General features: G+C 63.7%; 8 protein-coding genes and 2 pseudogenes. 4 read left to right on the top strand and 6 right to left on the bottom strand.

Translation table 11 applies throughout. The annotated features are described in order from the left end of the window. Positions 1–139 precede the first annotated feature (139 nt). Positions 140–223, bottom strand: a pseudogene (locus ACK543_RS14300) (FKBP-type peptidyl-prolyl cis-trans isomerase); the annotation flags it as partial. Positions 224–370: 147 nt separating this feature from the next. Then, positions 371–679, bottom strand: coding sequence for a winged helix-turn-helix transcriptional regulator (locus ACK543_RS14295; protein WP_409943508.1), 309 nt, complete (start codon positions 677–679; stop codon positions 371–373). A 439-nt stretch (positions 680–1,118) separates the two neighbouring features. Here ACK543_RS14295 and ACK543_RS14290 point away from each other — a divergent pair, with 439 nt between their 5' ends. Further along, on the top strand, positions 1,119–2,375 hold the full coding sequence (locus ACK543_RS14290; RefSeq protein ID WP_409943507.1) for a CaiB/BaiF CoA transferase family protein: 1,257 nt from the start codon (positions 1,119–1,121) through the stop codon (positions 2,373–2,375). A gap of 215 nt (positions 2,376–2,590) precedes the next feature. Here the strand turns inward: ACK543_RS14290 and ACK543_RS14285 are convergent, their stop codons facing one another. From ACK543_RS14285 to dnaG, 4 genes and pseudogenes are all read right to left on the bottom strand, one after another. Then, positions 2,591–4,177: a methyl-accepting chemotaxis protein gene (locus ACK543_RS14285; RefSeq protein ID WP_409943506.1), complete on the bottom strand. Its 1,587-nt coding sequence runs from the start codon at positions 4,175–4,177 to the stop codon at positions 2,591–2,593. Positions 4,178–4,257: 80 nt separating this feature from the next. Further along, positions 4,258–5,301 (bottom strand): annotated as a pseudogene (locus ACK543_RS14280) (Bug family tripartite tricarboxylate transporter substrate binding protein). 334 nt (positions 5,302–5,635) lie between these two features. Next, the gene (gene rpoD, locus ACK543_RS14275) at positions 5,636–8,110 is read right to left on the bottom strand and encodes an RNA polymerase sigma factor RpoD (RefSeq protein ID WP_409943505.1); all 2,475 of its coding nucleotides are present in this window, start codon (positions 8,108–8,110) and stop codon (positions 5,636–5,638) included. A gap of 260 nt (positions 8,111–8,370) precedes the next feature. Next, the gene (gene dnaG / locus ACK543_RS14270; RefSeq protein ID WP_409943504.1) at positions 8,371–10,437 is read right to left on the bottom strand and encodes a DNA primase; all 2,067 of its coding nucleotides are present in this window, start codon (positions 10,435–10,437) and stop codon (positions 8,371–8,373) included. A gap of 139 nt (positions 10,438–10,576) precedes the next feature. Between dnaG and ACK543_RS14265 the strand changes: the two genes are divergently transcribed. The 3 genes from ACK543_RS14265 (at position 10,577) to ACK543_RS14255 (ending at position 14,176) form a co-directional block, all read left to right on the top strand. Further along, a complete protein-coding gene (locus tag ACK543_RS14265; RefSeq protein ID WP_409943503.1) occupies positions 10,577–12,223 on the top strand; it encodes an acyl-CoA synthetase in 1,647 nt (548 codons plus the stop codon). Positions 12,224–12,578: 355 nt separating this feature from the next. After that, complete coding sequence (locus tag ACK543_RS14260; protein WP_409943502.1) at positions 12,579–13,445, top strand: DODA-type extradiol aromatic ring-opening family dioxygenase; 867 nt, start codon at positions 12,579–12,581, stop codon at positions 13,443–13,445. 59 nt (positions 13,446–13,504) lie between these two features. Continuing rightward, complete coding sequence (locus tag ACK543_RS14255) at positions 13,505–14,176, top strand: alpha/beta hydrolase (RefSeq protein WP_409943501.1); 672 nt, start codon at positions 13,505–13,507, stop codon at positions 14,174–14,176. Positions 14,177–14,354: the final 178 nt, after the last annotated feature.

Genomic DNA, 14,354 nt, shown 5'->3' with positions numbered 1-14,354 from the left:
CTCAAGTCGTAGGGCAATTGTTTGATTACAAAGTCGGTCATGGTCGCTTCACCTGCTGGGTGAAACGTCACATAGCATCCAAGTCGTTGATTTCAATGGAGAATCAGCAAAATCTCGACCATCAGGTCACGGATCCAGGATTTTGACCTTGGGTGGCTTCTGCTCCGTCGCCGACAACGGTGTCTTCGTATTGCAGGCCGGATGCTGTGGTGGTGAGTGCCATGGTGATATTGTTTTCAGTAATAGATGCTGGGGAGACTGTTTTGATCGCTGTCTGCGCCAGGGCAGCAAAAGCGAAGGGGGAGCGGATGTTCGATATGGGGCAAACCGGAGTACGGTTGTGCTCCACCAAATGCGATGGCGCTGTGCCTCAGGACTTCTTGGCCCGGCCTGCCACCCAGCGGGTCGCAAAAGCCTGCACATCTGACAGGCGTTTGAGCAGATCGGCGCCCGAAGATGTGACGATATAGCCATCGCTGCCATGGTCCAGGAAGCCGGCTTCGCGCAGTTCCTTGATGCGGGTGTTCAGGGTGTTGGGGGTGATGCCGCCCACACTGTCCTGCAGCAGGCGGAAGGTCTGGGGATGACCGTCCTTCAAGGCCCACAGCACGCGCAGAGCGTAGCGGCATTCAAGCCGCTCAAGTAACTGGTTGATGGCGGCATTCTCTTTGGAGCTCATGGACGCTTCTCCTATCGCAAGTGTTGGGTCATGTTCATTCGGGTGGCCCGCGCCGCGCCCTTTGGTCCGCAACGACTATAGCGCGGATCCTGTTTTGCTACAAGTTTGGTAGCTCCATAAGCACACCACACATGATTGAAGTGCGAAAGATGAAGCGCTTTTGCAGCAATTTGTTGCAACTGGGCCACGCAAAGGCAGTGGATGCGCCAGTCCTTTGAACGCCGGTGTGGCCGATCCAGCCCGGTTTCTCGACCCGTAGCCAGAGTGCCGTGTATCTCAGCCTGTCCGGGCTGCGGACTTACACCATCTCTGAGGGCACGACCCGGCGACACGCCAGGCCCTCGAAACGGCATACTGAGCACCCCACAGCTGCCCGTTGTACCGAGTGACCGCCCGCGGTCTCCGTGCCACATATCCTCCCAATCCTCATTGCCTATCCATGCACGCTACCGCCGCCACATCGCCTGAAGTTTCCTCGGCAGCATCATGCAAAGATACAGCTTCGCCAGCGCGTCCGCTACCGTTGGCAGGCCTGCGCGTGGTGGAGTTCACCCACATGGTCATGGGCCCCACCTGCGGCATGGTGCTGGCCGACCTCGGCGCTGAGGTCATCAAGGTCGAGCCTGTCGAAGGCGACCGCACCCGCCACCTCCTGGGCGCAGGCGCAGGCTTTTTCCCCATGTTCAACCGTAACAAGAAGAGCATCGCCCTCAACCTGCGCAGCCCTGATGGACTGGAGGTGGCACGCAGACTGGCCGTTTCGGCCGACATAGTGGCCCAGAACTTCAAGCCCGGTGTCATGACGAAGCATGGCCTCGATTACGCCGCATTGAGCGCCCAGAACCCGCGTCTTATCTATGTCAACCACACCGGCTTTCTGCCCGGCCCCTACGAGCACCGCACGGCGCTCGATGAAGTGGTGCAGATGATGGGCGGGCTGGCCTACATGACCGGGCGGCCCGGCGACCCCCTGCGCGCGGGCAGCAGCGTCAACGACATCATGGGCGGCATGTTTGGTGCCATCGGTGCGATGGCGGCGCTGATACAGCGCGGCATCACCGGGCGTGGGCAGGAAGTGGACTCAGCCCTATTCGAGAACAACGTGTTCCTGGTGGGCCAGCACATGATGCAGTACGCCGTGACGGGCCAGCCTGCGGCCCCCATGCCCGACCGCATCTCGTCGTGGGCGCTGTACGACGTATTCAGTGTGAAGAACGGTGAGCAGATCTTCCTGGCTGCGGTGAGCGATGCGCAATGGGTCACTTTCTGCGACGCGTTGGGGTTTGCCGATCTGAAAGCCGACCCCCTGCTGTCCACCAACAATGATCGTGTGCGTGCCCGTCCTACGCTGATACCCGATCTGCGCGCCCGCCTGGCAGGCTACAGCGCGAGCGCGCTGGCTGCCATCTTTGAAAAGCACGGCCTGCCGTTTGCTCCCATCTCGCGGCCTGAGCAGCTATTGGACGACCCGCATCTCAATGCCACTGGCGGCCTGGCAGACATCACGCTGCCTGACGGCGAGCGGGCAGGGCAGACGGCCCGCACAGCGCTCTTTCCGCTGCGCATGGATGGACAGCGACTGGGGGTACGCCTGCAACCCCCCGTGCTGGGCCAGCACACGTCCGAACTGCTGCAGGAGCTGGGCTACACGGCAGAGCAGATCACCGCGCTGCGTGCCAGCCGCGCCTCCGCCTGACCGGTCTCTGCGCGGCGGCAGGCCTTCGCCGACGCAGCGGCCCGCGTGATCGGGCCCGGTTTGGGCAAGGCGCCAGGCAGGGGCGTGATGGTCGACAACGACCCGGGCGCCAGCGGCATCAATGGCATGTCACGGGGACAGGTTCGTGCTGAAGTCGGCCTAGGCGCTGCCGCGTCCGCATGTTGAATGTCGACGCAAGCCGGCGCCAGACCGTGTTACTCCGTACTTGGTGGGGGCAGTGCGGGCGCATTGCCGCTGCCCTGGCGCAGGCGAAACACCTGCACAGCCTCTACGAGTTGCCTCGCCTGTCCGCTCAGGCTGCCTGCTGCTGCAGCGCTTTGTTCCACCAGGGCCGCGTTTTGCTGCGTGGTCTCGTCCATGCGCACGATCGCCTGGGTTACGCGCAGCATGTCGTTGGTCTGCGACGCGCTCGCCTGGCTGATTTCTTCCATGAGTGCGCTCACCCCCTGGATGGACGACACCACTTCCGCCATGGTGGTACCTGCATTGCGGGCCAAGTCCGAGCCCGCCTGCACGCGCTCGACGCTGGTTTGGATGAGTTGCTTGATCTCGTGCGCAGCGCTGGCACTGCGGGTAGCCAGGTTGCGCACTTCGCTCGCCACCACGGCAAAGCCCCGGCCCTGTTCACCCGCGCGAGCCGCTTCCACGGCGGCGTTCAGCGCGAGGATGTTCGTCTGAAATGCGATCGAATCGATCACGCCGATGATGTCCGCAATGCGGCGGGAACTGTCCTGGATGCCCTGCACCACTTCCACCATCTGCGTCACCACGCTGCCCCCGCGCTGCGCTACCTTTGCACCGCCGCGTGCCAAATCATTGGCGCGTTGGGCGCTGGCTGCGTTTTGCTGAACGATGGTCTGTAGCTGCTGCATGGACGACGAGGTCTGGTCCAGCGACGAGGCCTGCTCCTCGGTGCGATAGCTCAGGTCGGCGTTGCCCTGCGCGATCTCGGCGCTGGCGCTGGCCACGCCTTCGGCACTGATGCGCACGCCGGATACCACGTTTTGCAGGTTGTCCTGCATTGCATGCAGCGCCTTCAGCAGGCGCGCCGGCTCATCTTTGCCGTTCACTACGATCGTGGTGGTCAGGTCACCGGACGCCACCTTGTTGGCCACCGACACCGCCTGTTGCAGCGGCCGCACGACCGAGCGTGTGAGCAGCAGACCAACCACCGCGCCCAGTGCCGTCACCAGCGCCAGCGCCACCAGGCTGCTGACCAGCGCACGGTGTGCATTCAGCGCGGCATCCCGGGCAATGGCGGCGCTGCTGGCAGCCACCTGCTCGCTCAGTTCTGTCAGCAACCGCGCTGGGCCCTGGTCGATATCGGCCACGTCAGCATCGCCTGCAGCCGGCACGAAGCCGAGCGACTGGAACGCCTCAAACCCCTTGCGGTAACCCTGGGCCATATCGGTATGGGCAGCCGCGAATTTCTGCAGCGCTGCCTGTTCCACAGGGTCGGAGAGCTGTGGCTTGAGTGCATTGGCTGCGTCGGCTACGCTCTTTTCGCTGGCTTGGAAGGCCGCCCAATGCAGCTCGCGCTTGCGCGAATCTTCTCCACGCAGCAGGGTGTTTTTCCACTCCAGCACCTGTTTTTTGAAGTCGCTTTCCATGCGGCTCACGGCGCGCTCCTGCGCCACCCGCTGCAGCACCGTGGTGTCGTATGTGTTCAGGCTGCGGTACAGCGCGGCAATGCCAAACAGGGCTGCACCCAGCAGCAGTGCGAGCACAAGGCCCAGCGCGGTCGCCATGCGGGCGCCGATGGAGTGGTTAGACAAGTTCATGGCCAAATCGTTAGATTGCGGGAAGGACGGATCGGTTGAGATACAGGTGGGCCGACGAGGCGGCTGCTACCCGTCGCAGTTCAAGCCTTGAGCTTGAGCAGGTACACCATCACCCTCGCGGTGGTCAGGTCCAGCTCCATGAAGTCCGCCAGGTCCTTGCCAGTCAGCCATGATGGCTCCCAGCGGTTGTGCTTGAGGGTGCGGACCCATGACTCATGGCGCGTGGCGGCTTCGATGGCAGCCAGCATGTCGGAGATGCGCGCAGCAGGCACCCCCTTGCCCGTGAATACACCGCGCCAGTTGGCCATCACCGCATCCACGCCCTGTTCGCGCAGCGCCGGTATGCCAAACACGCTGCGGCGCGCAGACACGCCCACCGCCCGCAGCTTGCCCGCCGCAATGGCATCGCTGAACTCGCTGTAACCCGACAAGCCCAGCACTGCGTTGCCCGAACCTAGGGCTTCGACCACCTCTGCACCACCGGCAAAAGGCTTGTAGACCAGCGCGTCGGGTGCGGCCTTGACGGCCCGTGCCAGCACACCTGCGTACATATGGTCCACGCCCCCGGCAGAGCCGCCCGCCACGGGCATGGATTTAAGGTCGGCCCGCATGGCGTCGGCCAGGTCTTTGGCGGTCTTGATGGGCGAGCTGGCTGCCACGGCCGCTACCAGGTAGTCGCTGGTCAGCCGCGCCAGGGGCTGCACCTGCATCAGGTCCACAGCGGGCTTTTGCAGCGCCACGGCGCCCACCATCACCATGCCACCCATCAGCAGGGTGTTGGGGTCGTTGCTGTATTTCTCGGCGTATTGGGCCAAACCCACGGTACCGCCCTTGCCACCGATGTTTTCTTACTCCACTTGCTCAGCGGCACCGACGGCTACCAGGGCGGCGCCCAAGGCGCGGCCGGTTTGGTCCCAGCCACCGCCTGGGTTGGCGGGGATGACGATGCGCAGCTTGGCGGCCAGGCGCGGGGCCTTGGCCAACGATGCGGGCGCGCCCGGAGCGGCACGCGGTAGGGGCGCAGCCGTGGGCGACTGGGCCGAGGCAAGGGGGCTGGCCGCAAGCCACAAGGTGGCTGCGAGGGCTGCGAAGCTCAGTGCCTTCCGGCGGTCGAGTCTGGTCATGAAAGGCCTTCTGGTTGGGGATCACTCCGATGTCCCACCAGCCCTTCCCGGCGCATCGGCCTGCTGGCGAACGGGTTCGCCAACTCGTCGTGACGTTGCACTGCAGGGCAGTGAAAGCCTGAATCAGTGCTGTGATGAACCCTGGGGCTGATGGTCGCGGCCCAAACTGTCAAAGCGCTGTCACTGGTATCAGGGTTAACCAGCAACTTTGGGGGTGCATACAGCGGGCAGGCCTATCGGTATCGCCGCTGCAGCTGCGGCGGTCCCATCGTCACAGATGCAAAAAACCCGCCCGTGCAATGCAGGGGCGGGCTTTTCGGGGGGGTGGCGCGCGTTACAGCGAATCGATGAAGCTGCGCAGCTTGTCCGAACGCGAGGGGTGCTTCAACTTGCGCAGCGCCTTGGCTTCGATCTGGCGAATGCGCTCGCGCGTCACGTCGAACTGCTTGCCCACCTCTTCGAGCGTGTGGTCGCTGGTCATCTCGATGCCAAAGCGCATGCGCAGCACCTTGGCTTCGCGCGGAGTGAGGCCATCGAGGATATCTTTGACCACGTCGCGCAGGCCCGCCTGCATGGCGGCTTCGATGGGGGCCGTGTTGGCGCCGTCCTCGATGAAATCGCCAAGGTGGCTGTCGTCGTCGTCCCCGATGGGGGTTTCCATGGAGATCGGCTCCTTGGCGATCTTCATGATCTTGCGGATCTTGTCCTCCGGGATTTCCATCTTGGCAGCCAGGATGGACGCATCGGGCTCAAAACCGAACTCCTGCAGGTGCTGGCGGCTGATGCGGTTCATCTTGTTGATGGTTTCGATCATGTGCACCGGGATACGGATGGTGCGAGCCTGGTCGGCGATCGAGCGCGTGATGGCCTGGCGAATCCACCATGTGGCGTAAGTCGAAAACTTGTAGCCACGGCGGTATTCGAACTTGTCCACCGCCTTCATCAGGCCAATATTGCCTTCCTGGATCAGGTCCAGGAACTGCAGGCCGCGATTTGTGTACTTCTTGGCAATGGAAATCACGAGACGCAGGTTGGCCTCGATCATTTCCTTCTTGGCATCGCGCGAGGTGGCTTCGCCCTCGTTCATGCGCTTGTTGATGTCTTTGAGCTCGGCCAGCGGCACGACCACGCGGGCCTGCAGGTCGGTCAGCTTTTGCTGCAATTCCTGGATGGGCGGGATATTGCGCGCCATGACCGAGCTCCAGGGCTTGCCGGCGGCAGCCTGCTTCTCGACCCACTTCTGATTGAGCAGGTTGGCCGGGAACTCCTTGATGAAAATCTCCTGAGGCATGCCGCACTTGTCCACAATGATGCGGCGCAGCTCGCGCTCCTTCTTGCGCACGTCGTCCACCTGGCCGCGCACCATGTCGCACAGCTTTTCGATGGTCTTGGCGGTGAAACGGATGGTCATCAGCTCGGCAGACAGGGCCTGCTGCGCCTTAATGTACGCAGGTGTGCCGTAGCCTTCCTTGTCGTACACCTTGTGCACTTTTTCAAACAGCTCACGCAGCTTGTCAAAGCGCTCGAGCGCTTGCTTCTTGAGTTCTTCGAGCTTTTTGGTCAAGGCCTTGCTGCCGCCCTTGCCGTCGTCGTCATCGGCTTCGTCAAATTCGTCGAAATCCTCTTCGGCCACGTAGTCGTCGGCCTCGTTGGGATTGGAAAAGCCGTCCACGATGGTCGAGATCACGACCTTGCCTTCGCGGATCTCCTCGCCCATGTTCAGGATTTCAGCGATGGTGGCGGGCGATGCGCTGATGGCCTCCATCATGGCCATCAGGCCACCCTCGATGCGCTTGGCAATCTCGATTTCGCCTTCGCGCGTGAGCAGTTCCACCGTGCCCATTTCGCGCATGTACATGCGCACCGGGTCGGTGGTACGGCCGAATTCCGAGTCCACGGTGGACAGGGCGGCTTCTGCGGCTTCTTCGGCTTCTTCTTCGGTGGCGCCCGCTGGGGCGTTGTCCGTGATGATCAGCGCTTCGGCATCGGGAGTTTGCTCGTAAACCGCCACACCCAGGTCATTGAGCGTGGTGATGACGGCTTCGAGGGTTTCGGCATCAACCAGCTTGTCGGGCAGGTGATCGTTGATTTCAACGTGCGTGAGGTAGCCGCGTGTCTTGCCGAGCTTGATCAGGGCTTTGAGGCGCTGGCGGCGCTTTTGCATGTCTTCTTCGGACAGGACGGTCTCGTCCAGGCCGAATTCCTTCATCAAGGCCCGTTCCTTGGCCTTGCTGATCTTCATGCGCAGAGGCTTGACCTTCTCGACTGCGGCCGCCACCTCGGTGGTTTCCTCGACCTCGCCTTCCAGGTCCGCTTCGATATCCGACAAATCGGCATCGTCGGAACCGACGTCTTCGCCAACGGCTGCCTTGGGCTTGCGACCACGCTTGGCAGGTGCCTTGGCCTCTTCTGCAGCGGCAGCCTTGGCGGGGCGACCGGGCTTCTTTTTGGGGGCTTCTTCTTCGGAGACGGCAGCTGCCTTGGCAGGGGAAGACTTTTTCTTCAGCAACTCATCGGCAGCTTGGGGCGACTTGGCAGAACTTTTCACGGGCACAGTTTGGACTTTCTTGGCAGCCGCAGCGGGCGTAGGCGCGGCCTTCTTGGGAGCGGCCTTTTTAGGAGCAGCCTTTTCGGGAGCAGCTTTCTTGGAAGCGACTGTCTTTGGGGCGGCTTTCTTGGGGGCGGCCTTCTCAGGGGTGGTTTTCTTAGGGGCGGCCTTGGCAGGGGCCTTGGCAGAAACGGGCGACACAGCCTTGGCGGAGGCTCCTTTGACTGACTTGAGTGGCTTCGCGGACTTTTGAGCGGGCATGTACAACCTCAGAATCAAAAACGGACACAAAGAAAACGCAAGCGCCTTAGGTCCCGGCGCGGGTGGCAACGCAAAGCTGATCAAAGGGCTTCACGATTTGAGGAGAGGTCCTCGGGGGCAAGATGTCTGGGCGATCATTTGGTGTGCAGTCCTTGCGATGGTTGGGCTCGGTGTGCGCGTGTGTCACGGTGGCCCGGCTCGGAGGTGCTGCTGTCGCTCTTGCCGCTAACTAACCTTACATTATATCGCGCTGAGTGAATTCAAGATGTGCTGGCCAGGCCATCGCGCAACGTGGCGCGCAAAAGCGTGCGTTTTTGTTCCAGGCCGCGGTAACGCTCGAGCGCTGTGGGGTCCTGTTCGGCCTGCAGCACCAGCACCTTTTGCTGTTCTTCGATGGCCTCGATCTGCATGCGGCACAGCAAATCGCGTAATTCGCGGCGCAGATCGGCCAGGTCGCCCTCCGTCTGTGCGTGCGAGCCGGTCATCATCTTCACGGCAAAGGCTTCGCACTCGTGGTCGCGCAGGCTCTCGCGCAGCACGGCCCAGGCCTGCGGGCCGTGTTCATGAAACTTCGCCTCCAGCCACGCAAACAGCGTGCCGTGCGGTCCAGGCTGCGCGCACAGCGCGGCGTGATCATCGTGCGTCAGGTCTTCGAGAAATGTCATGTGCGACAGCAGCAGGCGTGCAGCGTGGTCGGCACGGCTTACGGCGGGCGTGCGCGGCAGTCGCGGCTGGGGCGGCCAGGGCGCATCGCGGTCTTTCTTTTTCCAGTGGCCGCTGCTGCCTTTCCAGTCGGCGTTGTTGCGAAACGGCGGCTTGCCGTAGGCGGCATAGGCGCCATGGCCTCCCGCAGGCTCGGGCTGCCAGTGGCTGGGCCCGGCCCCCGTGTCGGGCGCGATGTCGCCCCAGCCGGGCGGGCCGTCGTGCACAGGGGTGCCGCTATTGTGATCCGCGCTGTATTGCGGCGCGGGGCGCGGTCCCCGCCCGGCAGGCTGCTGCTGCGGCACGCGCGGCGCCTCGCGCGCGGCGGCTTGTCCCCACAGGTCCGACAGGTCCTGCGCCTTGAGTTGGGTAAGCTGTGCCAGCTCGCCGAGCAGCTGGCGCTTGAGCGCTCCATCGGGCAGGGCCGTCCACAGAGGGCGCGCCTGGCTGGCCATGCGGGCGCGCCCTTCGGCTGTGGCCAGGTCGCAGCCATCGCTTGCAGCCTCGACCAGGAAGCGGCTGAGCGGCATGGCATCCGTCACCTGGCGAGCAAAGGCGTCGGTGCCATGCTCGCGAATGAAGCTGTCGGGGTCGTGCTCGGTTGGCAGGAACAGGAACTTGATGCTGCGCGTGTCGCTGGCGTGGGGCAGGGCGCCATCGAGCGCCTTGCGGGCTGCGCGGCGGCCGGCCGCGTCGCCATCGAAGCTGAAGACCACAGCCTCGGTAAAGCGCAGCAGCTTGTGCACGTGGTCCGGCGTGCAGGCCGTGCCCAGCGTGGCCACAGCGTTCGGAAAGCCCAGTTGTGCCAGAGCTACCACATCCATGTAGCCTTCAGTGACCAGGGCATAGCCGGTCTCGCGGATGGCCGTGCGCGCCTCGAACAGGCCGTACAGTTCGCGCCCCTTGTGGAACACGGGTGTCTCGGGCGAGTTCAGGTACTTGGGCTTTTCATCGCCCAGCACGCGCCCCCCGAAGCCGATGCATTCGCCCTTGACGTTGCGGATGGGGAACATCACCCGGTCGCGGAATCGGTCGTAGCGCTTGCCGCCGTCGTCCTCGCTCACGATGACCAGGCCGCTTTCTTCCAGCAGCGGATCGTCGTAGTGCGCAAACACGCTGGCCAGGCTGCGCCAACCCTCGGGCGCGTAGCCCAGCCCATAGCGTTTGGCCACGGTGCCCGAAACACCCCGGGCCTTGAAGTAGCCGATGGCGCGCTGCGATTCGCGAAGGTGGCGGCGGTAGGCGTCAGCCGCCTTTTCGAGCACGTCGGTCAGCGTCGCCTGCCTCTGGCGGGCGGCGGCGGCACGTTCCTTTTCCTGCGGCGAGACATCGTCGTCGGGCACCTGAAGCCCCACCTGCTGGGCCAGGTCCTGTACGGCCTCGACGAAGCCCATGCCGGCGTGGTCCATCAGGAACCCGATGGCATTGCCGTTCTTGCCGCAGCCAAAGCAGTGGTAGAACTGCTTGGACGGGCTGACGCTGAACGATGGTGACTTTTCCCCGTGGAAGGGGCACAACCCCATGAAATTGGCCCCGCCCTTTTTGAGCTGCACGTAGCGCCCGACGATCTCGACCACGTCGATGCGCGAGAGCAGCTCCTGGATGAATGACTGGGGGATGGACACGAGCGTATTTTGGCCCAGGGCAGGGTTGCGGCTGGCGGGACTGCTGAAACCTGGAATTTTTCCTGCCAGGCGGCTCAAAATGGCGTCCGACCCGCCCGCCGTCATATCGCAAAACGGCATTTTGAAGAGGATCCTTGCCATGACCTCCATGTACGACGAGAACCTGCCCCGCAACGCGGCCAACCATGCGCCTTTGTCCCCGCTGGGTTTCATGGAGCGCGCGGCCGAGGTCTACCCCGACCGCCTGGCCATCGTGCACGGCAGCCTGCGCCAGACCTGGGGTCAGACCTATGCGCGTTGCCGCCGACTGGCCAGTGCCCTGCAGCGAGCGGGCGTCGGCAAAAACGATACCGTAGCGGTGATGCTGCCCAACACGCCGCCCATGGTGGAGGCGCACTTTGGTGTGCCCATGGCGGGAGCGGTGCTCAACGCGCTGAACACGCGACTCGATCCCGAAACCATCGCCTTCATGCTCGACCATGGCGAGGCCAAGGCCGTGATCGTGGACCCTGAATTCAGCGGCACCATCGATCGGGCACTCGCGTTGCGCCAGTCCACCGCGCCGATTTTCATCGTGCAGGTACACGACGAGCTTTATGGCCCTCCCGCGCAGGCGCTGGATGCGGTCAGCTACGAAGATTTCGTGGCCAGCGGCGATCCGCACTTTGCCTGGAGCCTGCCTGCCGACGAATGGGATGCCATTGCCCTGAACTACACATCGGGCACCACGGGCAACCCCAAGGGCGTCGTCTACCACCACCGCGGCGCAGCCACCAACGCCATCAGCAATGTGCTGGAGTGGGACATGCCCAAGCATGCTGTGTACTTGTGGACCTTGCCCATGTTCCACTGCAACGGCTGGTGCTTTCCGTGGACGGTGGCCGCCCGCGCGGGGGTCAACGTGTGCCTGCGGCGCGTGGAAGCGCAGGCCATCTTCGACGCGATCCGCCACCACAACGTCACCCACTACTGCGGCGCGCCCATCGTGCACGGGCTGCTGGTCAATGCACCGGCGGCGATGAAAGAGGGTTTGCCCACCGGCGTCAAAGCCATGGTGGCAGGGGCTGCGCCGCCAGCATCCATGATCGAAGGCATGGAAAAGATGGGGTTCGACCTGACCCATGTGTATGGTCTGACCGAGGTATACGGCCCCGCCACCGTGTGCGCCAAGCACGAGGCGTGGGAGCGGCTCGACATTGGCGAGCGCGCCCGCCTGAACGCCCGCCAGGGCGTGCGCTACCACCTGGAGCGCGATGTGCGCGTGCTGGACCCGCAGACCCTGCAACCCGTGCCGCAGGACGGCGAGACCATGGGCGAGATCATGTTCAGGGGCAACATCGCCATGAAGGGCTACCTGAAGAACCCCAAGGCCACCGAAGAGGCCTTTGCCGGTGGCTGGTTTCACAGCGGCGACCTGGCCGTGCAGTACCCCGATGGCTACATCAAGATCAAGGATCGCAGCAAGGACATCATCATCTCGGGTGGCGAGAACATTTCGTCCATCGAGGTCGAAGACGTGCTCTACCGCCACCCTGAGGTGCTGGCCGCGGCCGTGGTGGCCAAGCCCGACTCGCGCTGGGGGGAGACGCCTTGCGCTTTTGTGGAGCTGAAGCCTGGCGCGCAAACGACACCTGAAGACATCGTGGCGCACTGCAGGAAGCATCTGGCCGGCTTCAAGGTGCCGCGCGCCGTGGTGTTCGGCGAGTTGCCCAAGACCAGCACCGGCAAGATCCAGAAGTTCGAGCTGCGCAAGCAGGCCGGCTCGGCGGCCGCCATTGATGTGTGAGCGGGGCTGCGATCCCCTCGCTTGCCTAGGAGACTGTCGGACTTGGAGCGTCGAAAGCGAAAATCGGCCCCAGCGAGGACAGTTTTTTCCGAATTTGCAGCCCCATAGCCGAGCTATGGGGCAAAAAGGCGGTTAAAAATGGACCGCTGCGGTCGATTTGCAGCCGACGATTTCCAAGTCCGACAGGCTCCTAGGCCAAGATCTGCCCCAAGGCGGGCAGCACATCGGAGGATGCGCTGGATGGCTCGGTATGAATCCCTTTGATTGATATCAACCATGCAACGGTCTGTTGGGCGCACAGGCCTTGGTCTTTGCCTGCGCACGGTCTACAGTGACTGGAGCCGAAAGATCCGCAATGACAACCTCGCAACAGAGTCCCATCGCCGTCGCGCCTGCCGCCCGCCTGGAGCCTTTGCCTCAACCCAGCGTGGCACTGCCCGCGCTCTTTGTCTCGCATGGGGCGCCACTGTTTGCGCTGGAGGCCGGCACCACTGGCCCTTCTCTGACCGCCTGGGGGACGCACCTGCGCCAGCGGTTTCCGCAGCTGCGCGGCATTGTGATCATGTCGCCGCACTGGATGGCGCACTCGCCGCAGGTGATGACCGGGCCGCAACCCGCTACCTGGCACGACTTTGGTGGATTTGCGCCCGCGCTGTACCAGCTGCAGTACCCGGCACCGGGCTCGCCCGCGCTGGCGCAGGAGGTGTTGGCGCTGCTGAACGCCGCTGGCCTGAACGCCCAGGGCGACGCTGGCCGTCCGTTCGACCACGGCGCCTGGGTGCCACTGATGCACCTGTTTCCACAGGCCGATGTGCCCGTGGTGCAGGTGGCACTGCCCACGCACGCCGGACCGGCCGATGTGTACGCCGTGGGCTCGGCCCTGCGCGGGCTGCGTCGCCAGGGCGTGCTGTTGGTGGGCTCGGGCAGCATGACCCACAACCTGGCCGAGTTCTTTGGAGGCGCGCGCGAGCCTTCGCCCTATGTGCTGGAGTTCAGCCGCTGGATCGAGTCTGCGCTCGCGCGCGGTGACTTGCAGGCACTGCTCAACTATCGCACCCAGGCGCCGCACGCCACGCGCGCGCACCCCACCGAAGACCATTTCCTGCCCATCTTTTTTGCGCTGGGCGCTGCCGGCGACGATCTGCACCCAAGCTACCTGAGCCGTGAGGTGGTGTACAGCATGCTGTCGATGGACGCGTTTGCGCTGGAATCCGCGCCCTGAGCGTCCGAACCGCGCCGTCACCCTCATTCATCCATAAAAACTGCCACTTGCGCCTGCCCATGCTTGATTTACCGCTCACTTTTTTGCAGCGCCCCGCGTCCCCCAACTACCCGCGTCCCTGGCTGCTGGTGCTGATGCACGGCGTGGGCAGCAATGAACGGGATCTGTTTGGTCTGGGGAGCCAGTTGCCCGAACGGTTCCACGTCATCAGCCTGCGTGCGCCATTTCGCATGGGCCCAGGTTCGCACGCCTGGTTTGACTTTTCGATCGAACCCAACGGGGAGCGCTCCATCGATGAAACGCAAGAGGCCCAGAGCCGCTCGCTCGTGGCGCAGACCGCGCAGGCGGCGGCTCACCAACTGGGTATTCCGCCCGAACGGGTGGTGCTGGGCGGGTTCAGCCAGGGCGGGATCATGGCGCTGTCGCTGCTGCTGACGCAGCCCGCGCTCATGCACGCTGCGATGGTTTGGCACGGCCGCCTGCTGCACCAGGTGCTACCGCTGACGGCGCCAGCCGATGCGTTGCACGGCAAGCAACTGTGGGTGAGCCACGGCACGCATGACAACGTGATCCCCCTGGCGCACGCGCAGGCCATCGTGCACCACATGGCGCCGCTGCCGGTGTCTGTGGCGTACCACGAGTTTCCTGGCGCGCACGAAATCCGGCCCTCGGAGCTGTCGGCCTCCATCAGCTGGCTGGAGTCGCTGTCTGGCACGCCGCCAGCGTTCTAGGAGCCTGTCGGACTTGGAGCGTCGAAAGCGAAAATCGGCCCCAGCGAGGACAGTTTTTGCCGAATTTGCAGCCCCATAGCCGAGCTATGGGGCAAAAAGGCGGTTAAAAATGGACCGCTGCGGTCAACTTGCAGCCGACGATTTCCAAGTCCGACAGGCTCCTAGGCATCAGGGTCGC

The organism is Acidovorax sp. (assembly GCF_046341535.1).
Taxonomy (GTDB): Bacteria; Pseudomonadota; Gammaproteobacteria; order Burkholderiales; family Burkholderiaceae_C; genus Acidovorax.
The sequence above is the reverse complement of the archived record's forward strand: the minus strand, read 5'-3'. Positions and strand labels throughout refer to the sequence as shown.